The sequence below is a fragment of the Rhizobium sp. PRIMUS64 genome, assembly GCF_023006465.1.
GTDB classification, from domain to species: domain Bacteria; phylum Pseudomonadota; class Alphaproteobacteria; order Rhizobiales; family Rhizobiaceae; genus Rhizobium; species Rhizobium leguminosarum.
This window is the reverse complement of the sequence record NZ_JALBGX010000019.1, coordinates 43495-68653: the sequence shown is the minus strand read 5'-3', so window position 1 is coordinate 68653 and position 25159 is coordinate 43495. Positions and strand designations below refer to the sequence as shown.

Below are 25159 nucleotides of genomic sequence, written 5' to 3'. Positions count from 1 at the left end.
AGGGAATTTTCACACATCATGCCATCGCTTAATTTGTGCCCATGAAGGAGCACGAGATGACCGACCAAATCATATGGCTGAACGCCCCTGGTGACATCACCCAGTTCCGCGTTGAGCATCACCATTGTGAGCCTCCCGGTGATGACGAGATAAAAATCCGTCATCAGGCGATCGGAACCAACTTTCTCGATGTCTATCATCGAAAGGGCATCTACCCCATGCCCTCCTACCCCGCGGTGATCGGTGCGGAGGCGGCGGGCATCGTCGACGATGTCGGTCCTGGTGTCTCCCTGTTCCAAAAGGGTGACCGCGTTGCCTATGCCGGGCCTCCGGTTGGAGCCTATCGCTCCACGAGGAATATTGCCGCTGAAAGGGCGATCAAGCTTCCGGATGCCGTTTCAGCAAAGACGGCAGCGAGTTCGCTGCTCAAAGGCATGACCGCCTACATGCTGTTGAAAAAGACCTATAATGTGCGTGCAGGCACTCAGGTTCTGATCCATGCGGCCGCCGGTGGGCTTGGCAGCATCCTCGTGCGTTGGGCCAGGTCGCTCGATGCCACCGTGATCGGGACGGTCGGCTCTTCCGAAAAGGCAGCCCTCGCCGCATCTTATGGCGCCGATCACCTTATTGTTGGACGAGGCGCCGATATCGTTGCGGAGGTGAAGCGGCTCACGAACGGGCTTGGCGTCGACGTCGCCTATGACGGGATAGGCGGCGACACGCTTCTCAAAAGCATTCGTTCTGTCCGCCCATTCGGCATGGCTGTCACCATCGGTCAGGCCGCCGGTGCTATTCCACCGGTGCCTGTCGAGGAACTTCGACCGGGCAAGGCGCTCTGCCATCCGAGCATCATGGCCTGGTGCGCTGACGTCGGACAATATCGCGAGGCTGCTCTCGCTGCAGTCGGGGCGATGGAAGCGGGGATCGTTTCGCAGATCGGTGCCGAATATCGTTTGGCCGATGTTGCCAAGGCGCACGAAGAGATGGAATCCGGACGCTCGGCCGGCAGTATCCTGCTGATACCCTGATCGGTCAGCGTCCGTTATTTCGGTTTGCGCAGATGGAGAGATCCTGTCGGAATAGGAACCACACTGGCAAGTCGTTGGCCTACCACGGTACCGATTGTGGCAACCCCGGACGTATTCCTGGATGCAGGCTCGATTTGGCGAAGAAACAGTCCGCTATCATCTGCAAGAGATCCGATGGTAATCATCGGCTCATCGTCGACGAAAAGTATCAATCCAATGCCGGATCCGACCTTATCCTCCACCCTGCACGGCAGGGCTCTCAGTACGGTCTCCGCGTTTGTCGAAAACAGGGATTTCACAAGCCCGCCAAGGGCTTCGACCTTATTGACGAACGGCCGCACGACAAGCGTGACCGCGTCTTCTTCAGATAAAGAGAGTTTGACTGAAAACTGAGCCGGCGCAGAACCGGTTGGCAGGCAAGCACTATAAAGCTGGAAAATCGCGGCGCGGGCGAAATTCAAGCGTGTATCATGGGATTCGGCTTCGACGATTGATTGAAGAAAGCGTGAAGAGTTCACTGCCGCAATCCCTATTTCGAATCGGGGTAGCCCGATGAGGTTTCATTATACGATACCGCTTCTGCGTGCGAGCCGTCCGCATTATTCATATTAACGAATGCTGACCTTCGAAAATCTCCGGCTTGTCCCCGATATCCTGGATAGACCGCGAATATTTGGCGAAGCTGGAAAGCCAGTTTAGATCGCAACAAAATATGTAAGCATTTAGGTCAATACTCTGGCGTGTCGAGATCGCTATCACTCGTCTATCGGTATGCGACGATTGTGGAGGGTGGAAAGCCCCCGGAGCATGATGCCGAAAAGTGCCCGCAGTATTCGGAAGACATCATGCTCCATAAAAACCGGATTCAGATTTCAGGCCGACCGGCCTAAATCATCCTGCTCCAGGGGAAAGAACGCGCAACCGTTCCGGTCCGCAGGAGCGCTTCCGATCTTCGTGTCACGCATATTGTCTTCTTGAAATCGGTTTCCGCCTTCGAGCGAGCCCTGATTATTGAAACTTGAGGGCGGCGGCGCGCAGAGCCTGCCAAGCAGGGCCTCCATCGTTATGAATGTCGAATTTGTCGTAGTCGTCCTGGGGATAGAGGCCTGAGTCCTGTGTGCTGACAAGCCGCCAAACCACCCAGCCTCCGCAATCCGACGTGGCGATCGTGTTCAGCCAAGTTTGATAGGCATTTGCCTGATCGGGATCGGATCGCGGAACTCCAAATTCCTCCAGGATCACCGGTTTCCCGATATTTCGTCCGATCTCGCAGTATTCGCGAATGCGAGCATCGAAATCGGAATGGCTGATTTTGACGTAGGATGGGTAGCCATGCCATGTGCCGAAATCGACGCTCGGAATGTTCATATCCGACAGCTTCTGATCCATGTTCCCATGGCCCGTCGTTACGAGCTGTTTCGGTGCCAGGGTTTTGACATAGGCTGACATTTCCGACACCCAGTCGTGAAGGAGCGGTTTGGGATGAATGTCAGGTTCGTTGGCCAGGTCCCAGGCAAATATGGTGGGGTCATCGGAATAGCGGACACCAGTAATCGTGTTGACGCGCGACAAAACATGCCGAATCCATTCCTTGTAATCGCGTCGGGTTCGCGGATCAGCGGCAAAAAAGGTGTATTTGTCCGAACTCCCGTACCAGGCGTTCATCTGTTGGGCACCGCCCGTATAGGCCCAGAAATCGACGAATGCGAGAATCAGCTTAAGTCTGCGCTTCGCCGCTTCCGCGATGAGGTAATCGACCTTTTGCAGGCCGTCAGGTCCATCGTTGGGAACCATCCGTTTGGTTGTCGGATCCCAACTCATCATATAGATGCCCTTGGTACCCAGATTGCTGGAATCGGACGTGCTTTTTGAGTTCCAGATCGTCGGCACCCGGCCGTCCAGCGACCCTATTACCGGTTGGAGGAAGGTGCGCACCACATTGGCACCCATTGCCGTGGCATCGTCCAACACGCGGGTGACTTCGCCTGGCGAGCCAAATGTCAGATAATGGTTGTTTACGCCGGCCACGCGAAATGGTTTGCCGTCCAGCAGGAAGCCCTCCCCTTTCGTCGTGACGAAAGATTGCTGCCCAGATGACTGCGCGGCAGTAGATCCGACCTGAGCAGACCAAAAAAGCGCCAGCGCCGCAGCGCCGACAGCGAAATTCCGGAAGCGTTGAATAGGCCTCATGCGAAGAACTCCCTTTCAAGCCCGTGACGCAATTCCGATTTGGTCGGTCTGGTCGAGGGAATTGCCATATGTCGAGACACCGGCAGCCGCTGATGGCGCGGTGGTGGATGGCGTCGCAATGCGCCGCGCAGCCCAATACAATGCCGGGCACAGAAGGAGGCCTTCCAGCGAAACAGCAATGACCCAGAAGTTGGCTGTGCCTGCAATCCCGAATTGCGCACCGGCGGCAGCGGCCACGATCTCCAGCACCGCACCGCCGATCAGAACGAGCGTGGCAAAACCCAGGCGCCGCCGGACACGTTGAACCGCGAGATAATGATACTTGGACGCCATTCCGAAAGCGGCAAAGCCAAGAAACTGGAGACTATTTCCTGCAATCACAGCATAGGCCGGATTGAATATCCAGAGCATGAAGCGCGGCAGGAACAGGAACGCCAAGGCGGTCGCCGCGCAAACCAGCATCGACAAGCCGAGCGACAGGCGCAGGCGCGCGGGAAACAGCTCCGGCTCCCGCACAGCGATGGCAAACAACACCGAAGCGAGTGACGCAGGGACTAGAAGCGCGACGTTCAGCACCGTCCATGCGGCATAGAAGGCGGCGTTGATCTCAGCGGACAGCATCACCGTGACGACGAAGGGCAGCAGCAGCGCCGGCGCCTGAACAGCCATGCTGAGCCCATGATGACCTAAAACCTGTCCGAGCGCCGGGCGGAAGGCGTGGATGTCCGGCCGGTGGAAAACGCGCCCACCGGTATAAAGAAGTAGCCCGGCCACGACGACCAGTGAGACAAGCTGCCCGGTAAACCAGGTGGTGAAGATCGCCAATTCGCTGCTTGCGCGGCCAAGTGTCAGGCCGAGAGCGATCAGTAAAAGAAGCTTGCTGGCGGCGAAGACGACGTTTCGGGCCAGTTGAAGGCCGCTGCGCAGAAGGCCGACCAGGGCCTGGTCGAGCACGAGGGTCACGGCCGTCAGAGCGCAAGCAGCAACGAAGAAGAGATCGGTCGCGGAGGAGCCGACGATCGAGCCAAGCTGCGTCGATGTCCAGGCTGCGATAGCAAGATAGATCAGCCCCACCACGATGGAGGCGCTGAACGAGGCAAGGAGCGCGCCCGTCAAAAAAGGGCCTGCTCTTTTCTGGCGGCCTATCTCGCCCATCAGGAAGGGTCCGAGACCGACTTCCCCGAGATTCGCGAGGAGGTTCATCAACGATATGGCGGCGGCGGCGAGCCCAACAGCCTCGGCCGAGAAGGAACGCGCCGCGAACCACCAGTAGACGAAGCCGAGAATGGCCGTCATCAACGTTCCAAGCCCCAACATGCCTGCATTGAGGAGCAGGACCGCCTGATTCATCAGGAGGCTGCGGACCATGGCAATAGCGGCGTTGAGGGTCATCATGCCTATTCCACCGGTTCGAGAGCGCGAGCAGGAACGGAGGTGAACGGTCGCGTAAGGGCAGCGCGGGTCCGGCCGAGAGCGAAGCCGGCCGCAGTGGCTGCCAGGCCGGCGCCCAGCGCGACGGCGCGAAGAAGGCCGCTCGGCTGGCCAAGCAACACATCAGCGAATCCCCGCATAACCCCTTGGGGCAACGTCCTCGTCATATAGGTCTTTTCCGACGCCAGCGCCTCGCCGGAGCCCGCCATCAACGATAGGCAGGCCTTTGAAAGCCCTTCGGCCCAGCAGCGATGGAGGAAATATTTCCACGTCGCGCGATCGGCGGGTATGGCGTGATCGCTGCCGCTCGATGGCTCGAAGACGAAACGGCCATGCGGCAAGGCCTTGGTTGCACGGATGCAGAGTTCGGTTTCCTCGCATCCGAGCGGCAAAGCGTTGGCCGTTCGGCCCAAGCCGGAATCGAAGCCGCCCGTATGATCGAAGACGGAGCGGCGGATGCACATGGACGCGCCGATGAGGTTGCGCACCGGCCCCGGATGAAGGCCGCGATAGGTGCAGCCGAGGGTCCATAGAAATTCTTCGGGAAACCAGGACGGACGGTCTGTTTCCCACAACGGGCGGATGGCGGACACGGCGCCCAGAACCGAGGGATCCTCGAGTTGCCGCCCCAAGGTCGCCAGCAAATCTTGATCCGACACAGCGTCGTCGTCGAGAAACAGGATGACCTCGCCGCGGCTGACTGAAATCCCGGTGTTGCGGGCACCGGAGAGGCCGGGCGGATGAATATTCTCGACGATCCTGACCGGGGTTTCGAAGCACTTGGCGCGCAGACGCAGCGCCAGTGCCGGATTGTGATCGACGATGACGACGATCTCGTCCGCGGCCGGGACCTGGCGCGCTGCCGCCGCGATTGCTTTGTTGAGAATGTCCCAACGCTTGTCGGAATAACAGCAGATGACGATTGCCGTCGTAAGCTTGCCGGGCACGGGGTGCTGGAAATTATCCATTTTTCGGCTCCGGAGCGAACTGAAGGGTTATTCCGGTCGGTGCCGGGGACTGGAGCGTGTCGATGGCCATCCAGACCTTGCGGTAGATCGTTCCCCTGTCGCCGCCCTTGTAGAGCCAGGCTTCCAGCCGTGCGGGTGGGCGCGTTTTTGTCGGTACGGAGAATTCGAAGGTTTGGCTGGAGGAAGGCGCCAGTTCGAAGGTTGGCATCTTTCCAATCAACGTGCCGCCCAGAACAAGGTCAAAACTGTAAAGCGTTTTGGCGTCTTCCGAATTGCGCACGCCGACCGTTACCACATTGTTCGTCCAGTTCCATTTGGGCACCATCCAAAGCTCGGTGAAATGAAACGGCTTGCGTTCAAGCGCGACCGGGCGCGCCACGAGGACGGAACTCGCCGCCAAGATCATGGAAACTGCGAAGATCGCAAAACGGCGGCCGGGCCAAGCCCAGGGGATGGCTGGAACCGGCCTTGCGAGCAGCAAAACGACATTCAGCCACCGAAGGGCGATAGTCGTCAGGCCCAGCGCGTAGACCCAGCCTCGCGCATCGAGATGGCCGACGACATGCAGCAGAAGCCCCAGAAAAATGCAGGTCGCGAAGCTCAGGAACACCGCGAACGTCCCCCTGGTGACCCCATCGCCCTCGAAGCGCAGGGTGTCCACCAGCATGCGGCCCGGGAAATACAGTAACAGCGGCGCGCAGAGCGCCAGACGGACCAGCTTCTCCCAGGTCGAAAAGGTTTCGGGCAGCCACGTTACGGCCAACGCAGCGGCAAGAACCCACAGCGGAATGATTCCCAGAAAGACGCGGCGGGCCATCATCGGGGACGAGCTCCTGCATTCGCCCATGCCGTTGCGCCGATGATCTGAGCGGCGCCCGGGTTCACCTTCATGAGCTTCTGGCGGATCACATTCGGGTCGAAGGATTTCTGGACGAGATGAACGACCTTGCTGTCCAGCCGGCTCAGCGTGAGGCCGAGGCGGCTATGGATCTGCGTCAGATAGGCCCCGCGCGCATCGCGCATCGTCGGCGACAGGTGCATCACATCGAGCAGAAAGACGGAATAGAGTGTCCATTCTCCGAACCGCGTCTGGTCTTTTGACGCACTCAGACCCTTGAGCAGCTCGACGTAGGGTGTTGAGCCGTATTTCGACGCGATGTAGTCATTCAGCGCGATGAGCCATTCACGCTTGAAGCAGAAGAAATCGTTGATGAAATCGACATAGCGAAAAGACCGGGCCGGCTCGACGCCGAGGATCCTTGCGACATTGCGCAACCGCTTCTTCTCGAAACGGTAGTGAAGATCGGGAAGCCTGTGGCTGGAATAATAGAGAACCGGTTCGCGCCGGTCGATCAGATCGGTCGTCGCGATGGGCCGCAGCAGCAGTGTATCCGCACCGAGATTGCAGAAATGCTCGGTGCGGCAGAATTCGAAGGCGCGCAGCTTGATGATCTGCTGCCGAAACCAGCCGGGAAGTTCCAGTTCGCTGGCTGAAAGCCAGTCGTTGTCGCCGGTGACGGCGGCGCCAGGCACGAGACCCTTCCCGTCGAGGAAGGCTCTCAAAGCGACCGGGTTGTCCGTGACCATGGTTAGGTTTCCCTTGTCGGGGAAATGCTGCTGGTAGGAGCGAAGGGACGCTTCGAGCAAATATTCGATGTCCCGCGAATGGACGCACATGAAAGCGTCGATACGGCTATCGATCATTGTAAATCTCCGTCTGGTCGTCCCAGGGATTGCACCGGCTCTCCGGTCCGCCTAGGAGGGGCGGCGGGCTGCCGTGTTTTCCCGAGCCGCTCGACATCGAAAATGACCATGAAGCCGTTGTCGAAGGTGCGGTCGACATCGGGCTCGGAATTGAACTTGAGCAGCGACGACGCCTGGAGGGGGACCGTGTGGTTTCGGTCCTGCGCGCCGCCGTCGAAATAGACGCCGACGCCGGGCAGGCCGGTGGTCATGCGCAGATCGACCATGACGAAACCGACGCCCGAGTCGATCAGCAGCTTGCGTTCCATCGGGCCGAGATCGGCAGCGGTGATGGCCATGCCTGTATCCTGCCCGCTCTCAAGCGTGGTCGAGACCTTTTGCCGGCCGTAGGTGGACAGGAGCAGGCGATTGATCCGGTCGGTTGCGAAATGCTGCTCGCCGCCCAGCCATTCCCTGGTCCACTTTGCGGCGCTGATCCCCATCGGTTCTATCGACGAGGAGTCGGCCGAAACTTCATAGCCGGCCGGAACCAGGATACGTGGCCCCTCGGAGCTGATGACGCCAGCGATCAGCACCGTCGTTGCGGCGGCGGCAAGCGACGATGCGCGCAGCCAGCCACGCGAGGTGCCGTGCCAGAATGCCGCGACGGCCACCGCGACGACGATTGCGACGCCGAGGAAAGATAGCGAGCCGATGCGGTTGCCGATCTCCCACCCACTGCGCGTCAGCCGGAAGATGATACTGACGGGATAGGCCAGCGTCACCAAAACGAGGATCTCGAGAAGGCTTGACCGCCATAGGCGCCATCTGGTCGGCGGCCAGAGGATGCTCGCATTCGGGTGCTGCCCATTGAAAACGAGCGAGCGGAGAAAGCCGGTGAGAAGTCCCAGGCAGATCAGCGCGACGCCCGCCATCGTCAGGTAACGTTGCCAAGCAGGCGCCAGGGCTCCCGTGTCCGACACGAAAAGCTTACGCGTCGAGGTCGAACTCGATACGAGTTGCGCTACCTCGTGTATGCCGCCTGCCAGTACGGGAAGGATGTAGCTGCCGGTGGGGTTCCCGACGATCTTCGACCAGGCGACCGGAGCAATCACGGCGATCGAGGCCAGCAGGATCGCCTGCCGCCTCTGCATAGCGGAAGCGCCCTGCCTCAGGCATTCCATCACCGCCGTGCCGCACAAAAGGGCCGTGCAAAAATAGGAGGTGAGATGATGAGTAGCTGCGAGCGCCACGATCAGGACCATGGTGGCGACGACCGTCGGCCAGCCTGCCGTGTCGCCTCGCTCCAGGCGTCGGCTTTCGGAAGCCAACAGCACCGCCGCAAGCATGGGGATCGCCAGGCTTTCATACGAGTAGTGGACGTCGAACAGCAAAAACGTGGACGAACCCATGTAGATCAGGCAGGCGATGGAGGCGATCCGTGCAGAATTCGTGATCTTCTCAAAGAGCAGGAATAGCGTGAGCATCAGCATCATCCGTGCTGCCGCCAACACGATGAGGCCTGCCGCGAAGACGGACAGTCCGGACAGTTTGACCAAGGCGGACGTTACGAGCTCTAACCCGGGATAGAGGGGGCTGACCGGCAAAAGGGGATTGGGCAGGAACAGTCGCCCCGCCTCCAGAATGTCGTTAACCGTCGCCCAGTGCAGGAATTCGTCATGGTCTATGAAGGCGACGGGCGCGCGGATCAGGCGTACCACGAAGAGGGCTGAGGTCACGATCACGATGAGCGCCAACCGCTCCAGGCGGCTGGCCCCCGGATGGATGATTCGCGCCGCAGCGGGGAGAAAGATCGCGGCGATGGCGGTATAGAACGTGGGAACCGCCCAGCCCTCTCCCAGCCGACTGGCATTTGCAGCAAGAGCGACCACAATAAGGGCGCAACTGCACAGGAAGGCAAAGGCCGGCGACATCCCCAGCGACGAAGGATCGGCAACACCCCCGACCGCGCTGTCCTGCCTGCGCAGGCCCAGAAATGCGGCGATCCACAGATCGATGCGTGGAATGGAAACCCCTACCGTATAGCCATGACGATAAGCTCCGTCCTGGTAGGCCTTCTGCTGGTCTGGAGACGTCCGCCCCTCAACAACGGTCATCGTGCTTCAAATCTCCAAGCAGTGCCGGACCGGTTCGCAGTTCAGGCTGCGGATGCGAAAGTACGCGTCTGTACACCATCAGCAGCCGGTCCGTGCAATCGTCCCAGTCCGGCAAGCTCGTCTCAACCGAGATCGGCCCCGCCTCCATGGCGGCGAGCATTTCACGCGCGGTGAAGTCTGGCGAAGCGTTGAGCGGAATGGATCGCACGAGGCCCTCCTCAGCCAGCTCCCGAAAGCCGGATGTGTCGGTGGTCAGTACGGGAGCCTTGACCGAAAGCGCCTCCATAACCGCCACGGGATGAGCTTCATAATCGCTGAGGAGCACGACAAGAGCGGCCGAAGACAAAAGATCGGCCATTGCGGACCGGTCGGTCGGCGGAATTGCCCCGATCTCGACACGGTTGCCGAGCCCGAGTTCGGCCACCTGCTGACGCAGCTTCGCCTCATAGGGGCCTTCTCCTAGGATCCGAAGGCGCATATCGGGGAATTTCGTTGCCAGCACATTAAATGCAGCAAGCGCCCGATGATGACCTTTGTAGCGCTCCAGCCTGCCGAGCGAGACAATCAGCGGCCTGTCGTGAGGTGAAGCTGGTCGCCGCCCGGACTTTTCCGGCAGGCGCGCGCCATTGGGGATAACGATGAACCTGTCTCTCGCGATTGCCATATTATGGCTGAACAGATCCGCTTCGAACCGCGACACGCCAATGAGTTGCGCTGCTCTGGCGGCCAGAGGCGCAAGCATTCTATGTTGGAAGCGCCGGATCGAGGACCGAAATCGTGACGAATGGCCACCGCTGTGAAAGGTAACCACGAAAGGAAGCCCGTTCCGCGATGCGGCGGCCATTGCCAGCGGTGCCAGGAAGGTGTGGTAGCCCTGAACATGCATCAGGTCCCAATCACCTTCGGCGACCGCCCTGAAGACGCCGGGGGCGAAGCACCAATCCCGCCCACGGGGAAAGGTCTTCAGCCTGACAATCTGCACGCCGTCTCGGCTTTCCGCTGCCGGAAGAAGGCCGTCGGGATTGCCCGTCAAGACCGTCACCGCATGCCCCTTGTGCACGAGCCGGGTTGCGACCTCGCTTACATGGGTTTCCGTTCCTCCGGCAAAAGGCAGGTATCTCGCGCTGAGCATCAATATGCGCATCATGCGGCCTCGCCCATTAAATCCAGACCTCAGGACATGCCCTGCTCGAGGACTTGGACGCCCGCCGGCGTGCTGACGCGTTCTCGGAAGATCGTCTTCAGCACGCGCCAGCCGTCCGGAAGGGCACGCAGATTGCTGACGCCGTAGATACGCTCCGATTCAAAGCTCGCGACTTCCATGATTTTGAGCTTGTTCTTCAGGGCCCGCAAATTGATCAGCGTCTCAATTTCGAAGCCGTCGCAGTCGGCACGCAGCAAGGGAACATGCCGTTTCCAAAAGCCCATGTAGCCGTAGCACAAATCGCTGAAAGAGCTGCCATAGAGCATCCGGACCAGGAGGGTCAGGCCGAGATTGCCGAAACGGCGGATGACCGTCATGTCGCTGGTGCCGCCACCCTGCATAAAACGAGAACCCTTGACGAAATCCGCACCTGCAACAAGAGCCGCGACGAACAAGATGATTTCGTAAGGATCCATCGACCCGTCAGCATCAAGCATCACGATCATATCACCCGATGCGGCTTCGAAGCCGGTCCGCAATGCGATGCCTTTGCCCTTCTTGGGCTGGAGTACGATCTTGACATCGTCGCGCATGCTTCGCGCTATGTCTGGCGTTCCGTCTGTCGATCGCCCATCGACGATGATGATTTCATGCACCCAGGTCGGTATGCGGGGCAAAAGCAGCTTAATGTTTTCCGCTTCGTTCAAGGTTGGAATGACGAGCGAGGTCCTTGGCAAATTGAACATCGGACCCTGGACCGGCATTGAGGAATGCGAGGATTCTAAAGCTTCGATTGTAGACATAAGCTCTCCATGGCGTTTTGGACCGCGTGACAAATCGCAAATCAACGATGCCCCTGAGCTCTTGGGCCGAGAGGAGGACTAAACTCTCCCAGTCGGGAGGAGTATGCGGCTAAGTCTCAATGGACTTTGATCAGATCGCCAGGCTGTAAGACCGTTTCTTCGGTCGCAGGTTCGACGATGACACCGTTCGGTCCAGGCCGAACGATTTCGAATTCAACATCGGCGGTATCCTCCGACGATACCATGGACCGGAAAATTTCAAGATCGCTCTCGGTCGTCTTCAACGCCGTTGATAGGCCTCTTTCGGCATCCGCTGCTGACTTTTCGATCTCGATCTTGCGTTCGATACGATCGCGCTCGACGTCCTGTTTCGCTGCCGCCAACCGTTGCTTTGCGCTCTCGACATCGATGACGGCCTGCTGTTTTCGATCTTCAGACTCAGTCAGTTCGCTTTGCGCCCGGGTCAACTCGATGCTGGTGACAAGCTTGTTTTTGGCCAAATTCTCGATACTTGCCAGCCGATCCTGACGGACCCGAATTGTGGCATCATAATTGCCGACGCGTGCCTGGCGCAGATCGAGATCGGCCTGAGCATCGGTAACAGATTTTGCGTAAGCACTGCTCTGCGCATCCTTGCTCGTCGTTACCAATTGGCGCTGCCATGTCTCATCATCCAACAACTGTTGAGCATCGGGATCGGGACCAAGAACAGGTGTGCCAATGCTGGCAATTTGCACGGAATCGCGCTTCGCCCTCAGCACCTCGGTTCGCGACGCAAGCCGCTTCAGATCGGCCAGCCCAGCCTTCAACCGCTCGATCTGGCGTGTAATCTCCACACTCTGCCATGGCTCGATAGTCTTCGCCGTCATGCCACCCGCTTGCGCAACGGCATGCAGAACAGTCATGCCATCAACATATTGAAACGAGCCTGGATTACGAACCGGGCCGGTAATGTAAATCGGCTGGTGCTCAATCCTGACGATGTTGACGAACCCCTTTCTGCCGACCAGACTTTCGTACGAAGGAAGAATTATCGCCTCCACATCGGCCGGAGGAAGCCCTCGAACCGGGAAGCGTCCCAAAAGCGGAAGCGAAATGGTTCCGTCCGCTTCAACGACGTATTCGCCAGTGAGCTCGGGGCGCTGGTAAAAGTTCCAGGGAACCGTGCCCCGTGAGCCCGTCCAGCGATCTTCTACAGAGGCCAAGCTTTCGTAAAATGCGAGATTCAATTTATCGCCTGAACGAAGACCATCACGCAGCGATTGAGGCTGCCGGGCCGAAGTCTCGCCAGAGGTCACAACCGGGGCCGAACCTGTGGACGCAGGTAAATCTTCCGCTGCTGACGTCAATGGAACAATTGCTGCAAACACCATGCACAGTATTGTTTGATGCAGGCGAGAACCGATTCTCGACCTATATTGAGGCATCTCTGGCGATATTATCTTCGAAAGCTTCATGTTTCGAATTTCCGCTTTGGAAGCGCTGAACACTGTCCGATCTCTTTAAGATTAACATAATATTAACCATATTCAATAGTACTTAACAATGATTAATACATCTGCCAGACAGGCCAAGAGTCTGCGTTGAAAAGAATTCAATAAAAGTAATATCTTGCGGCGACTGGGCAGCACTTCGAAACCTTTGGTCCTATCGGTTTATTTGACGGTCTGCAGGGTGAACTTGCGTCTTTGCCATGCAGCTCTCAGCATTAGTCCATCAGAGCCGCCATCGGCGAAGAGATGTCTGAGCCAACGCCGGCATTTGAGAAGTGGTTTCAAGAACGACACTTGCGCCGTCGCGATGGATGGCGAACCGATTTGTATCCAGGCCCAGCCGGGACGCCATTTATCCAGAAAATGGCATTACGTTATGCATTTCAGATATCTACAGCCATAGAACCTGTTGCGATAGGGTGCCCGCCATCGAGTGGGCTCTCGGCACAGGCCGACCGCTCTCCCGCAAAACGACGCCTGCCACCGTAGCGGCGTCAATGACAGGGAAAGGTTTAAAGCTCTATGTCTGCACATGAAAAGCCACTGATCGCGATTGTCGGTGCAACGAGCAAACAGGGGCGCAGCGTCGCCGCGACACTTCTTGAGAGCCAACGTTTCCGGGTGCGAGCTTTAACCCGGAAAAAGGATTCGCCTGAAGCTTTGCGCCTGGAGGAACGCGGCGCTGAAATCGTAGCCGTCCCTCTCGAACTTGGCCGTCAAAAGGACCTCGTCACCGCCTTCAAAGGCGCGGATGGCGCATTTCTGATGACGCCGCCGATCGCCCCGCCCGAGACAATCGAGGCCCCTCTCGGCCGACAACTGGCGGATGCCGCCGTTGAGGCCGGCGTCGGGCATATTGTTTTCAGCACGCTTGAGAATGTCGACAAGATCACCAACGGGACGAAATATGCGCCGCATTTTACCGACAAAGCGCGCGTTGCAGACCATATTCGCGGCCTGCCGGTCTCTCATTCCTTCGTCATGCTGGCATTCTTCTACACGAATCTTCTCGAATATTATGTGCCGCGCATGGAGGGCGATACGCTCCTCTTGCCGATTTATCTTCCTGAAGATTTCCGAGCGCCGTTCGTCGATCCGCTGACGGCGACCGGGCCGGTCGTGCTTGAAATTTTCTCCAATCCCGAGCGTTACAACGGGAAAACGCTGCCGATCGTTGGCGATATCATTTCTCCGCGCGAGATGGTCGAAACCTTTCAGCGTGTGACCGGGCTCAAGGCCGCGTATCGAAACGCTTTCACCCGGGATGGCCTGCTGCACTATTTTCCGGAGTTTGCCGCCAACGAACTTCTCGTTCGAGAGCTTCTGGGGATGGTCGAATATGCTGTCGACCATGGCTATTTCGGCAAGGAGCACGATCTCGAATGGAGCCGTCGCCTGAACCCCGACACTCTCAACTGGGAGCAGTATCTCAGGACGACGGGGTGGCGTGGCGATAAGCGGTCTTTCGGACTTTGAAGCATGTCGCGCAAATGTGTGCAGCGGTTTTGCGATAACGACATGCTTGAAAACAAGGGCTTACGATGGCCGAATTCCCGGCAATTTGGAAACCTCGGCGACAAGAAAGTCGACGAGAAGCCGAACGCGGGCAATGGCGGCACGCTCTGGAACGATCAGCAAGCTCACCGGAACCGGTAAAGGACGATAGTCGCCAAGCACGACCTCGAGCTGGCCGTCGTCCAGAAGATCGTGGACCAACCAGAGGTGTGCAGGACCAATGCCGCGTCCGGCGGCAAAGGCTTCGCGCGCCGCAAGCCCGTGATCGACGCGCAGCTTGCCACTGACCGGGATCATCAGGCTTGTACCGTTGGGAGAGGACAGAACGAGCTGATCGCTCCCCGCCACATTGGACATCACGACGGTTTCGTAGCGTGACAGATCGGCTGGGCGTTCCGGCCGTCCGTGGGAGGACAAATAGGTCGGAGCGCCCACCAGCAACCGATGGCTTTCTCCGAGCGCATGAAGTTTCATCGCGCTGTCCGCGAGAGGCCCAAGACGGAGTGCGACGTCGACGCCTTCGCGAACCAGGTCGATCCGCTCGTCCGTCAGATTGAGGTCGACCCGGATGTCTGGATGCCTGTCCTGGAAATCAAAGATGAGGCGGGTGATGTGCATCACGCCGAGTGCTGCCGTACAGGAAAGCCGAACAGCCCCAGCAGGAGCCCGGCGGGCATCTCTCGCTTCTTCCGCAGCCTGTTCGACCAGGCGCAATATCTGAAGGCAGTTCGTATAGTAGCGGCTACCTTCCTCCGTGAGGGTGACGCGACGGGTGGTTCGGCTGAGAAGCGGCACGCCGACAGCCTCCTCGAGTTCATTGAGGTGCCGCGTCACGGTGGATTGACCGACACCCAGCTCTCTTGCGACCATCGACAGGTTACCGCGTTCGGCGACGCGAACGAAGGTGCGCATTCTGTCCAGAGACAGTCCCGCACTATCCATTTTTCAGCACAGTGATCCTCATTCTTTCCATATAGGGAATAATCTGAGCCGTGCCTACTGCATAATTCCTTAAAACGGAACCGATTTAAGGATAAAATTATGCAGCAATTCAAAGTGTTACAGCGTCCTTTGCGCGTCTGAAAAGACGCGCGGCGCTGTCGTTCGAGCAGATCGGCCGGATTGATCCGGCCGATCGCTGTTTCATCCGAATTTGACGAGGTTGAGGACAGGCAGCGGCCCGCCGGGGAATTGCGCGAGCTTGCCGCCGATCGAAATCGGCCCGAGATCGATGCCGGCAAAGCCCAATTTGGAGATCAGCGTCCCCACTTCGGCCTTCGATTGGGCATCATCGCCGGAATAGAAGAGCACGCGGCTGCCGCCCTCGGCGCGGGGATCGGCTGAAACCAGATGCGCCTGGAGATGGTTGAATGCCTTCACAACGCGAGCACCGGGCACCAGGCCGGCGAAGACCTCAGTCGACAAACGGCCGTTCAGCTCGGCCGGTTTGAACAGCGGTCCTTCGACCGGATTGTTGGCGTCGATCACGATGCGACCCGCCCAGTGGGGAAGACCCGCCAATGCCTTGGGAAGCTTCGACCAAGGGACGGCGACAAGGACGAGGTCGGCTTTCGCCGCCTCTTCGATAGTCCCCGCCGTAATGTGCGGCGACAGTTCCTCGGTCAGATCCTGCAATGTGTCAGGGCCGCGACTGTTCGAGATCGTGGCGGCGATGCCGTTGCGGGCAAGGGCTCGGGCGAAGGCGGAGCCGATATTGCCGGCGCCAATGATGCCGATGGTCATTGAAATTCTCCTTATTGGGAATGATGGTTGGGGTAATGCTCAGGCGGTGAAGCCGCCGTCGGCGACGATATCGGCGCCGGTCACGAAGGCCGCCTCGGGGCCGGCGAGATAGGCGACGAGGCTGGCGATTTCATAGTCCTTGCCGTAGCGACCGACGGCCATGCCGGGGCCGACGATCTGCGAAACAGGGCCACCGTCCGGGTTCATGTCCGTGTCGGTCGGGCCGGGATGCACCGTGTTGACCGTGATGCCTTTCGGTCCGAGATCGCGCACGAGGCTGCGGTTGAAACCCGCGACAGCACCCTTCGTCAGCGTATAGAGCGAGGCGGTCGGGAAGGCGGCATAACGGACCATCGAAGAGCCGATATGGATGATGCGGCCGCCCGCTTTCATGCGCCGCGCGGCTTCCTGAGTGCCGACGAAGACGCCCGTAACATTGACGGCGATCATCCGCTCATAGTTTTCGAATGTGATCTCCTCGATCGGGCCGCCAAGGGCGATGCCTGCATTGTTGACGAGAATGTCGAGCGAGCCAAATGTTTCTTCCGTCTTCGCCACTGCCGCCCGCACCGATTCCGGATTGCCGGAGTCGGCATGGATGGCGACAGCGCGGCCGCCGGCATCCTCAATTTGCTTCACGACCGCGGCGGCTTTGTCGGGCGATGCGCTATAGGTGATGGCGACCGCTGCGCCGTCGGCAGCAAGGCGTTTTGCGATTGCTGCGCCGATCGAGCGAGAGCCGCCCGTAACGAGAGCGGCCTTTCCGGACAGTTTCCGAGAAGTGTCGGACATTGCGATAACTCCATTGTTTGGTTTCGATGGAACGAATATCGCCTTGTTATTCCCTTGTGATTAGACGGTATTGCCTGTTATCAATTTCAAGCATTCATTGAAAGTTATGCTATGGAGACGCTTGCAAACCTGGAATCCTTCGTGCGCAGCGCCGAGCTTGGAAGCTTCTCCTCGGCGGCACGACGGCTCGGCCTGACGCCGGCGGCGGTCAGCCGCAATGTCGCAGCACTGGAAGGCAACCTGAAACTCAGGCTGTTTCAACGAAGCACCCGAAGTCTGACGCTCACGGAAGCAGGCGAGCGCTTTCTGCACTCAATCCGAGATCACCTGGAAAGCCTGCAGGGAGCGATCTCGGAGGCATCGAGCGAACAGTCCGAACCATCCGGCGTGCTGAAACTCAGCATGAGCCCGACACTCGGCATAGGCTACATCCTTCCGCTATTGCCGGAGTTCATGCAGCGATATCCGATGATCCGGCCGGAATGGATGTTCGAAAACAGACAGGTCGATCTGATCGCCGAGGGCTATGATGCTGCGATCGGCGGGGGTTTCGAGTTGACGCCTGGTGTCATCGCCAGGCCATTGGCCCCTGCTCATATTATCCCCGTGGCATCACCGGGATATCTGGGCGATCGGGTTCCGCCTCATGATCCGTCGGGCTTGCACGAACTCGACGGTATCGTCATGCGTTCGATGCGGACGGGTCGAATTCACCAGCGGCAGATGCGCAATCTTGCTGGAGATGAGCAGCCTGCGGCCTTGAAAGAGACGATCGTCGTCAACGATCCCGCGGCCATGCGATCCGCCGCCCTTCTCGGCCTTGGTGTCGCGATGATCGCCAAGGCGGATGCTCTGGCCAATCTGGAGAGCGGCGAGCTGATCCGATTGATCCCGGCATGGTATGCCGACGCAGGCCCGATTTCGATCTATTATGCAAACCGCACCCTGTTGCCCTCCAAGACAAGAGTGTTCATCGACTTCCTGACGGAGGTTTTTCAACGTGAGCGATGGCCGGAACGATTTGCAGGAACACTGGGCTGATATCGATATTTTGGCTGCCCGCATTGCTCGAGCATGATGCCGAATAGTGTAAGCGGTTTTCCCCTAACTATTTAATTTAGAAAAGGTTTATCGCGTCGAGCCGCGCGGGATGATGGAGAAGCCGCAATCGACCTTGTTTTCGCCGGGCGGCTCGTCGCGGATGGCGCGCCGCAGCATGTCGGCGACGCGGTAGCCGATATCGTAGCGTGGAATCTGAACTGTCGTCAGGGTCGGTTGGGTGAAGGCTGAAAACTCCAGATCGTTGAAGCCGCAGATGCCGACATCCTCCGGCACGCGGATGCCGCGCGCGGCGCATTCGATGAGGACACCGAGCGCCAGATCGTCGCTTTGAGCAAAGACGGCATCGATATCCGGCACGCGCTGCAACAGGCGGGCAAACAATTCCCTGCCGAGGCCGGTGCTGCTTCCCTCATTTCCGCCAATGGCGAGATCAGCATCGAAACGGCCGGCTTCGCCCATCGCGGCCTCATAGCCTTCCTTCCGGCGACGCGAGCGAATATCCGTGCCGCGGCCGATGAAGCCGATCCTCTCATAACCCCTCGATAGCAGGAAGCGGGTGGGTTCGGCGCCGGCCGCATAATGATCGAGGCCGACGACCAGCCTTTCCGGCTCCTGGCTGAGATCGGTGATATGGGCGATCGGACAGGCGGCGTTTTCGATCAGCGACAGAAGATCATGATAGGATTCGGCGCCCGCGATAATGACGCCGGCCGGCTTCTGCGTCAGGAAGGATCTGAGCTCGCCGGCCTCGCCGTCGGCATGGTGGAGCGTGTTGGAATATTGCACGCGGAATTCGGTGGTGCGCAAGCAATCCTCGATGCCGATCATCAGGCCGGCGAAGCCGTGATGGTGCAAAGCGGGCGTGATTACGCCGATGATGCCGTTGTGGCGGCCGGCGAGTGCCCGGGCGGCAAGATTGGGGATATACCCCATCTCGTCTACCGTGCGCAGGATAGTCTGGCGCAGATCCTCCGAGACGATTTCGGGATTGCGAAGCGCGCGCGAAATGGTGATTGGGCTGACACCCACCTTCTTCGCCACATCGCTCAACTTCACATGCGCACCGCGCCTGGCCTTCCGCCCCCGCTCCACTGCCGTCCTCACCGCCCCCGTTATATCTCGCCCGCGAGACTCGCTTGCCCTCGAATCGCGACCTTTACTTTCTGAAGAAGAAATAATTTAGAGTCTACTAACATTTTATATTCGCAACAGAATCCGGGAATAGAACTTCCAGAAACAGCAACGGGATCGTCTGTCGGCAAATTACGGGCGCCTGCGGCGATCGGATCACCGCCATCGGGAATAAGTCCATTTATTTTCGAATGAAAACATCGCGAAGGACGCGAAGCGAGACAAAACCGGGCCGGAAGTTCTGCAGCGGGGCAGCCGGCCGGAACGCACGGGCAGCGAAGATTAAATTCCCGTCATAACTTACAAATCGGCAATATAAACATGATCAAACTTTAATTTGTAAATCCGCTTGGTGGGATCATATGAATCCCGAGCGCCAATTCTTCTCTTCCCCCGGTCGCCGCCCCTCGACGACTGCGCGTTCCCAAGAGGAATTGCCGCCAATAGCCATCCGACGCCAGGTCCCAGGACATGGAACCGCGACGCCATCCAAAGCCAACGCTCTCGCAAGGGACCACCGCCCAAGGGATCACCACCATGTCACACATCTTACGCAAACATCGCACCGCAGCGCTTGTCGGAGCCGCCATCATCGCCGGCGCGGCATGCCTGCCCTTTACGATCAATTCGTCCAGCGCCTTTGCCGCGCCGTCCGATGCCGGCGGCGTTCTCGCGCCGAGCGGCTCCTTCGCGACCATCGTCGATGCCGACAAGCCGGCGGTCGTCACCATCACCACGACAATGAAGGCGACCGATGTCAGTGCCGACCAGCAGGAGTCGCCGATGGACGAGCAGTTCCGCCAGTTCTTCGAGGACCAGGGCATCCCGCTGCCGCACCAGGCGCCGAAAAACCGGCCTTCGCAGCAGGCGATGGCGCTCGGCTCCGGCTTCATCATCAGCCCCGACGGCGTGATCGTCACCAACAACCATGTCATCGACAATGCCGTCGACATCAAGGTGACGCTGGATGACGGCACGGAACTGCCGGCCAAGCTGATCGGCACCGACCCGAAATCCGATGTCGCCGTGTTGAAGATCCAGGCGGGCAAGCCGCTGCAGACCATTGCCTGGGGCGATTCCGACAGGCTGAAGCTCGGCGACCAGATCCTGGCGATCGGCAACCCCTTCGGCATCGGCACCACGGTGACGGCTGGCATCGTCTCGGCGCGCGGCCGCGACCTGCACAGCGGCCCCTATGACGATTTCATCCAGATCGACGCGCCGATCAACCATGGCAATTCCGGCGGCCCGCTCGTCGACCGCAGCGGCAATGTCGTCGGCATCAACACCGCCATCTATTCGCCGAATGGCGGCAGCGTCGGCGTCGGTTTCGCCATTCCCTCCGACGAGGCCAAGGCGATCGTCGCCAAGCTGCAGAAGGACGGCTCGATCGATCACGGCTATCTCGGCGTGCAGATCCAGCCGGTCACCAGGGATGTCGCCGATGCCGTCGGCCTTGATAAAACAGGGGGTGCGCTGGTTGCCGCCGTCACGGCCGATACGCCGGCCGCCCATGCCGGCCTGAAGCCGGGCGATATCGTCACCTCAGTCGGCGGCGAGACCGTCAAGACGCCGAAAGATCTGTCGCGCCTGGTCGCCGACCTTTCGCCGGGCGCCAAGGAAGCGCTCAGCGTCTGGCGCGACGGCAAGACGATCGATCTCAACGTTACCGTCGGCACCAATGAGGAAGGCCAGAAACAGGCCGCGGCCGAAAGTCCCGCCAGCAAGGGCGAGAGCAGCGGCCAGCCGAGCCTCGGCATCGGCCTTGCCGACCTGACACCCGACGTGCGCCAGCAGCTCAACCTGCCGCGCTCTGTCAACGGTGCGGTGGTCGCCAGTGTCAACCCGGACAAGTCGGCCGCGGCCGCCGGAATTCAATCCGGCGATGTCATCGTCTCGGTGAACGACAGACCGGTCCACAACACCCGCGACGTCAAGACCGCGATCGCCGATGCCGGCAAGGCCGGCCGCAAGTCGGTGCTGCTGCTCGTCGAACGCGATGGCAACAAAACCTTCGTCGCCGTGCCGTTTGGGGCCGCCTGACGGTCGCCCGAGCTTTTGCCGCAAACAGGAAAAGCCCGCCTAAGGCGGGCTTTTCGACAGACCCCGAGCGGATAGTCCCTGGAGCCAAGCACCGCTCAGTCAGCAAGAAATCTATAGGGCGCCGTCCGCCCCTCTATTCCTGCTCAGGGAGATTTCAGCGTCGTTGTCTTTGCCCGCATACGGGATTTGCCTTTTTGGCGGTTTGCCTCTTGCCGCTTTATCGCGTCGGATTGGCTGCGTTGCGCCGCCTCCAATTGCTGCCGCGTCGGGAGATCATGGTCGTAGGTGGCAGCGCTGAATGCCGTTGCGTTGTCGAACGGACCTTTGTGTGGACGCGCCAGACCATAGGCTTGCTTATCAGCGCTATCGATCCCCTGCTCCGCCGACGGTGAGCGCGCTTGACGAGCCTGCGTTATCAGATCGTCGGCGGTCGAGCTTGACGTCGCGTTTTTCCGCACGGGGGCGATGGTCTCGCGTTTCCTGGCCCGGTCCTTTTGATCGGCGTGAATCCCAGACATGTCTTCTTCCTTGTTCGTCATGTCATCGCGACGATCGATCGGGCGTTGCCGGTGACGTCGCAGCAGGCGCGTTCACGGGATCTCGGACAATCGTTCAGGCAGCCTGGTTTTGGGAAAGCGGTAAGCTGGCGGCCGCAGCGGTGCGTCCGCGCGACCAGACGCCGTATACCGCGCGATCCGATAGGCTTTCACCGGGGCGCCGCCGTCATCCTGCCATCTGGCAAAGGAGCCGTCTTCCATGGCCTGCGGAAGCGGGCCTGAGCTCAACTGTGTCGCGAGATACATTTTCAGAGCCGATTTCAACGCGGCCTCATCGACGATTCCCATCTGGAAACAATGAATGAGGAAACTTGTGGCGCTGATCTCACCATCATCGGTCGCGTAGGTTTCGCCGCCGCGAAAGCCGGCCTTTCGGAGGATACGGTCCAGCATTCTCAAATTGTGGATATCGAATAATTGATCTGATGTGGAAGACATTGTGTCCTCCTTCGTTGGGGCTAGGGTTCGCTGGCGCCAGGGCTTACTGGCGCGCCCCAAGCAGCGGTGCCCGTATCGTGCCCGCCGATAGTTCAGCTTGCGCTCTTTGCCATCTGACCGCAACCTCATTCGGCGGTAGCCATTGATAATGGCGTGGCGGAACCCATTTTAGAGAGAGGAGGATACGCATCATGCAGTTTAACGGTGAAGCGACCCTCACAAAGCCGTCGGCACTGGCGGTTTCAGAACGGCGTGCGCTCATAGATCACCTCAGAGAGGTGATCGCAGGCCTGGCTCACGGGCTGGCCGCCGATGGATTGCTGGACCTTGTGCCGCCTCTGCTTGAGATAAACAGAGTCCTCCGCGATATGACGGACGAAATTTCGCGTGCGGACCCGGTCTATTCCGACGAGATCATCACTGGTACGGTGCGCTTGATCAAGACATCTCAGGCTTTGCTTGATGACCGGGTCATCGTGCAGACGATCCATTGAGACCTGCCGACGGTCAGGCATGGCGGCAGGCTGGTTGCCAACCATCTGGCATCAAGCTGCCCGTTCCGGTCAGCCGTGCATCGACAATCATCGCCGGGTCCGAGGGTCGCACAGCGGCTCCCGCCCACTTCCAAGGACAACCGCAATGGCACTTATCTTTCCCAACAGAAGCCGCAGCTTCGACGAAGCGAGAAAAGGTGTCCGCTTCACCGGCTATGACGGCATGTTCGAGGTCAGGTTTCTGGTCGAAGAAGCAGCGCTCGGCAGCGCGATCACCCAGAATTCTTCCGAAGCCGCCTATCTCAATGCCTTCGATGCGGCGCGTTCTTCCATTCAGGAGGCTGCATCGAGAGTCTATCAGCATCGACGCGGAAACAACTTCACGCTCACGGCTGCAGATTTTCGCTGATTGCGAGAAGGCGTATGGCCGGTGAAATGAAACGGCCACCATCCTGCTACTGCCGGATGAGACAGGGGGAGCAAAGCATATGGTTGCCACACGATACCGCCTGAAAGACCTGAAGCTGGCGCGTCGCCATATCGTGAAGGCGGCGCATCGCGTTGCCGATCAGGAAATGCTGATCAGGAAACTATTGCGCAAAGGTAGACCCTCCGGATCGGCCTATGCGCTGCTCAGCAGGCTCTACGACGATCAACGGCGGAAACTCGATCGGCTGAAACTGATCGAAGCAATGGTTGAGGTCGAAGCGCAATCCTGTATGGACGTGCCCCGCAATCCTGCCCCCTCCGCGCCGCCATTGGCGATCGTGCACAGCAGCGGGATCTCTCTGCCGGACCGGCAATCCGCCACGCCTTGTAGCGCAGAGGATTGGCGCCCATATTTGGTGTAGTGGCAGTTTGTGAACGGGCGCTGCTTCCCGGGTGATCAGAGTTATCCGGCCCCAACCAAAGGAGGGCATGATGTCTTCCACGGTAAACATCCATTCGTGGAAACGCCTGGCTCAGCATATCGGCAGGTTCCGGTACATCGACTTTCTGGTGAAATCGACACCGGCCATCTGTCTGGCCTTTATCGTCTATATCATTCTCAACGATGTCTTCTGGTAGGCGCGGCAAGACTGTTGCGGCGAGCCAGGACGCTTTGCTGCCTATCAAACGAAGGACTGAAACGCAGACGGAATTGGATAACGCAATGCAACTGCGAGAAATGGGTGAACAAGACTGCCTCGCCTTTCTGGCAGGCCACACCCGTGGCCATCTGGCATGCCTGGGCGAAAAATATCCCTATATCGTTCCCATTCAGTATGCCTATGAAAAAGGCCGACTTTTCATATTTTCCATGCCGGGCCTGAAGATAGATCTGTTGCGGGCCCATTCGCCAGCCTGCGTTCAGGTTGAAGAATTCGGCGAAAACCGAACGTGGAGAAGCGTGCTTGTTCAGGGCACCTATGATGAGCTGACCGATACGCCGGCCCGGCATGACGAACGCATCCACGCCTGGTCTCTCCTGCAGAAGCAACCGTTCTGGTGGGAACCCGGATCGCTTGCCTTAAACTCGGAAAGCGAAGACAGCCTTGCTCCCTCCATATTCTTCGGCATTTCGATTGAGATGGTATCGGGGAGGCAAGTGGTTTAACATGCGGGCGTTCAGACTGGCCGCGCCTTGATCCTTGATTCGCAAGGCGGCGCTGCTGCATGATATATGGAACTCCAGACAGACACCCCCAGCTAAACGCTGTCCGATACCAGCCTTTCCCATAGGGGCGCGGATTGCTTGATGCATCTTACCAACGTGGCCTGCCGAACCGGCACCGCGTTGAATGCCACGCGACCACCCATAGGGAAAACGATGACAGACGCACCTGAGAATGAAGCGCTTTTCAACATCACCGGACACTATGTGCAGGAATTGAAGGCCGTTCTTCAAAGCGAGAGCATTGTCGAAGGCACCGACTACGAAAACAGCGCCTTTAACGAAAAACGACGGGCGGAAGGACTGCACCTGCTGCGATTCCACAAGACCGGCACGGCAGCGCAGGCGACGCAGATCTGGGAAAAACATATGACGGCCCGCGCGCATCGATAAGACGGCACGAAGCCCATTCTTCGATTGATGCCGACTTGAGAGCGCCGGTTCTCCGATCCTTTGTCCGGAGACGGGGTTGGCACGTCCAGCTCAACATTTCCATGGAAGGAAAAATCATGTCCAATGACAAAACGAAAAAGATCCAACCCGCCAAAGAGGCTGTCACTGAGGCGCCCTACGAAGTCATCTACTTCGCCAAGAAACACCGCATTTCCAACGAGGATGCCAGGGACATCATCGAAAAGCACGGCGCCAATCGCAAAGAGGCTGATAAAGCCGGCCGCCGTATCAGCGTCTAGCGCAAAAAATAGCCTCGCAGGCGCTAAACTCTAAGGGCTTTATTGGATGCATGTCATTTTCCCAAAACCGCACACACTTTTGGGCGACATGCAGTATTTGATGCATGTCGTTATCCCAAAACCGCGCACACTTTTGGGCGACATGCTTTATTTGATGCATGTCGTTATCGCAAAACCGCGC

Annotated in this window: 27 protein-coding genes and 1 pseudogene; 11 read left to right on the top strand and 17 right to left on the bottom strand. The window is 58.9% G+C overall.

What is annotated here, in order from left to right:
• Positions 1 to 56: 56 nt before the first annotated feature.
• On the top strand, positions 57 to 1028 hold the full coding sequence (locus tag MOV76_RS10980; RefSeq protein WP_130759468.1) for a quinone oxidoreductase: 972 nt from the start codon (positions 57 to 59) through the stop codon (positions 1026 to 1028).
• A gap of 14 nt (positions 1029 to 1042) precedes the next feature.
• Here the strand turns inward: MOV76_RS10980 and MOV76_RS10975 are convergent, their stop codons facing one another.
• The 11 genes and pseudogenes from MOV76_RS10975 to MOV76_RS10925 form a co-directional block, all read right to left on the bottom strand.
• A complete protein-coding gene (locus MOV76_RS10975) occupies positions 1043 to 1546 on the bottom strand; it encodes a hypothetical protein (protein WP_020572948.1) in 504 nt (167 codons plus the stop codon).
• Positions 1547 to 2036: 490 nt separating this feature from the next.
• On the bottom strand, positions 2037 to 3218 hold the full coding sequence (locus MOV76_RS10970; RefSeq protein ID WP_028734147.1) for a cellulase family glycosylhydrolase: 1182 nt from the start codon (positions 3216 to 3218) through the stop codon (positions 2037 to 2039).
• A gap of 15 nt (positions 3219 to 3233) precedes the next feature.
• Positions 3234 to 4613, bottom strand: coding sequence for a hypothetical protein (locus tag MOV76_RS10965; RefSeq protein ID WP_130759466.1), 1380 nt, complete (start codon positions 4611 to 4613; stop codon positions 3234 to 3236).
• A gap of 2 nt (positions 4614 to 4615) precedes the next feature.
• On the bottom strand, positions 4616 to 5617 hold the full coding sequence (locus MOV76_RS10960) for a glycosyltransferase family 2 protein (protein WP_130759465.1): 1002 nt from the start codon (positions 5615 to 5617) through the stop codon (positions 4616 to 4618).
• Positions 5610 to 6437: a hypothetical protein gene (locus tag MOV76_RS10955; RefSeq protein WP_130759464.1), complete on the bottom strand. Its 828-nt coding sequence runs from the start codon at positions 6435 to 6437 to the stop codon at positions 5610 to 5612. The genes MOV76_RS10960 and MOV76_RS10955 overlap by 8 nt, the downstream gene beginning before the upstream one ends.
• A complete protein-coding gene (locus MOV76_RS10950; protein WP_130715965.1) occupies positions 6434 to 7321 on the bottom strand; it encodes a DUF6492 family protein in 888 nt (295 codons plus the stop codon). The genes MOV76_RS10955 and MOV76_RS10950 overlap by 4 nt, the downstream gene beginning before the upstream one ends.
• Positions 7318 to 9417, bottom strand: a complete 2100-nt coding sequence (locus MOV76_RS10945) for a hypothetical protein (protein ID WP_247264510.1) — start codon at positions 9415 to 9417, stop codon at positions 7318 to 7320. The genes MOV76_RS10950 and MOV76_RS10945 overlap by 4 nt, the downstream gene beginning before the upstream one ends.
• Positions 9404 to 10564, bottom strand: coding sequence for a glycosyltransferase family 4 protein (locus tag MOV76_RS10940; protein ID WP_130715963.1), 1161 nt, complete (start codon positions 10562 to 10564; stop codon positions 9404 to 9406). The genes MOV76_RS10945 and MOV76_RS10940 overlap by 14 nt, the downstream gene beginning before the upstream one ends.
• A 26-nt stretch (positions 10565 to 10590) precedes the next feature.
• Positions 10591 to 11307, bottom strand: a complete 717-nt coding sequence (locus MOV76_RS10935) for a glycosyltransferase family 2 protein (RefSeq protein WP_246724833.1) — start codon at positions 11305 to 11307, stop codon at positions 10591 to 10593.
• Positions 11308 to 11480: 173 nt separating this feature from the next.
• Positions 11481 to 12737 (bottom strand): polysaccharide biosynthesis/export family protein, encoded by a 1257-nt coding sequence (locus tag MOV76_RS10930; protein ID WP_245278920.1) that lies wholly within the window; start codon positions 12735 to 12737, stop codon positions 11481 to 11483.
• 285 nt (positions 12738 to 13022) lie between these two features.
• Positions 13023 to 13164: pseudogene (locus tag MOV76_RS10925) on the bottom strand (IS5/IS1182 family transposase); the annotation flags it as partial.
• A gap of 215 nt (positions 13165 to 13379) precedes the next feature.
• On the opposite strand from MOV76_RS10925, the gene MOV76_RS10920 reads away from it, so the two are divergent.
• Positions 13380 to 14333 (top strand): NmrA/HSCARG family protein, encoded by a 954-nt coding sequence (locus MOV76_RS10920; RefSeq protein WP_247264509.1) that lies wholly within the window; start codon positions 13380 to 13382, stop codon positions 14331 to 14333.
• 60 nt (positions 14334 to 14393) lie between these two features.
• On the opposite strand, the gene MOV76_RS10915 is transcribed toward MOV76_RS10920, so the two are convergent.
• The 3 genes from MOV76_RS10915 to MOV76_RS10905 all read right to left on the bottom strand — a co-directional run bounded on the left by MOV76_RS10915 (position 14394) and on the right by MOV76_RS10905 (position 16907).
• Positions 14394 to 15314, bottom strand: coding sequence for a LysR family transcriptional regulator (locus MOV76_RS10915; protein ID WP_247264508.1), 921 nt, complete (start codon positions 15312 to 15314; stop codon positions 14394 to 14396).
• A gap of 201 nt (positions 15315 to 15515) precedes the next feature.
• Positions 15516 to 16115, bottom strand: coding sequence for an NADPH-dependent F420 reductase (locus MOV76_RS10910; protein ID WP_047619503.1), 600 nt, complete (start codon positions 16113 to 16115; stop codon positions 15516 to 15518).
• A gap of 39 nt (positions 16116 to 16154) precedes the next feature.
• Positions 16155 to 16907: a 3-oxoacyl-ACP reductase family protein gene (locus MOV76_RS10905; RefSeq protein ID WP_247264507.1), complete on the bottom strand. Its 753-nt coding sequence runs from the start codon at positions 16905 to 16907 to the stop codon at positions 16155 to 16157.
• 111 nt (positions 16908 to 17018) lie between these two features.
• Here MOV76_RS10905 and MOV76_RS10900 point away from each other — a divergent pair, with 111 nt between their 5' ends.
• Positions 17019 to 17948, top strand: a complete 930-nt coding sequence (locus MOV76_RS10900) for a LysR family transcriptional regulator (RefSeq protein WP_210067113.1) — start codon at positions 17019 to 17021, stop codon at positions 17946 to 17948.
• 87 nt (positions 17949 to 18035) lie between these two features.
• Here the strand turns inward: MOV76_RS10900 and MOV76_RS10895 are convergent, their stop codons facing one another.
• Positions 18036 to 19025: a LacI family DNA-binding transcriptional regulator gene (locus MOV76_RS10895; protein WP_063829411.1), complete on the bottom strand. Its 990-nt coding sequence runs from the start codon at positions 19023 to 19025 to the stop codon at positions 18036 to 18038.
• Between the two features lie 612 nt (positions 19026 to 19637).
• Here MOV76_RS10895 and MOV76_RS10890 point away from each other — a divergent pair.
• A complete protein-coding gene (locus MOV76_RS10890; protein ID WP_247264506.1) occupies positions 19638 to 21143 on the top strand; it encodes a DegQ family serine endoprotease in 1506 nt (501 codons plus the stop codon).
• 143 nt (positions 21144 to 21286) lie between these two features.
• Here MOV76_RS10890 and MOV76_RS10885 read toward each other — a convergent pair whose 3' ends face one another.
• Both MOV76_RS10885 and MOV76_RS10880 read right to left on the bottom strand, forming a co-directional pair.
• Complete coding sequence (locus tag MOV76_RS10885; RefSeq protein WP_047619498.1) at positions 21287 to 21661, bottom strand: hypothetical protein; 375 nt, start codon at positions 21659 to 21661, stop codon at positions 21287 to 21289.
• A gap of 72 nt (positions 21662 to 21733) precedes the next feature.
• Complete coding sequence (locus tag MOV76_RS10880) at positions 21734 to 22138, bottom strand: hypothetical protein (RefSeq protein WP_018241126.1); 405 nt, start codon at positions 22136 to 22138, stop codon at positions 21734 to 21736.
• A 191-nt stretch (positions 22139 to 22329) separates the two neighbouring features.
• On the opposite strand from MOV76_RS10880, the gene MOV76_RS10875 reads away from it, so the two are divergent.
• From MOV76_RS10875 to MOV76_RS10845, 7 genes are all read left to right on the top strand, one after another.
• The gene (locus MOV76_RS10875; RefSeq protein ID WP_247264505.1) at positions 22330 to 22632 is read left to right on the top strand and encodes a hypothetical protein; all 303 of its coding nucleotides are present in this window, start codon (positions 22330 to 22332) and stop codon (positions 22630 to 22632) included.
• 145 nt (positions 22633 to 22777) lie between these two features.
• Positions 22778 to 23041: a DUF1488 domain-containing protein gene (locus MOV76_RS10870; protein WP_018241124.1), complete on the top strand. Its 264-nt coding sequence runs from the start codon at positions 22778 to 22780 to the stop codon at positions 23039 to 23041.
• Between the two features lie 79 nt (positions 23042 to 23120).
• Positions 23121 to 23483: a hypothetical protein gene (locus MOV76_RS10865; protein WP_018241123.1), complete on the top strand. Its 363-nt coding sequence runs from the start codon at positions 23121 to 23123 to the stop codon at positions 23481 to 23483.
• 70 nt (positions 23484 to 23553) lie between these two features.
• The gene (locus tag MOV76_RS10860; RefSeq protein WP_017959492.1) at positions 23554 to 23700 is read left to right on the top strand and encodes a hypothetical protein; all 147 of its coding nucleotides are present in this window, start codon (positions 23554 to 23556) and stop codon (positions 23698 to 23700) included.
• Between the two features lie 85 nt (positions 23701 to 23785).
• Positions 23786 to 24229, top strand: coding sequence for a pyridoxamine 5'-phosphate oxidase family protein (locus MOV76_RS10855; RefSeq protein ID WP_168319584.1), 444 nt, complete (start codon positions 23786 to 23788; stop codon positions 24227 to 24229).
• Between the two features lie 213 nt (positions 24230 to 24442).
• A complete protein-coding gene (locus MOV76_RS10850) occupies positions 24443 to 24679 on the top strand; it encodes a hypothetical protein (protein ID WP_018241121.1) in 237 nt (78 codons plus the stop codon).
• 116 nt (positions 24680 to 24795) lie between these two features.
• Complete coding sequence (locus MOV76_RS10845) at positions 24796 to 24978, top strand: DUF3606 domain-containing protein (protein WP_018517836.1); 183 nt, start codon at positions 24796 to 24798, stop codon at positions 24976 to 24978.
• Positions 24979 to 25159: the final 181 nt, after the last annotated feature.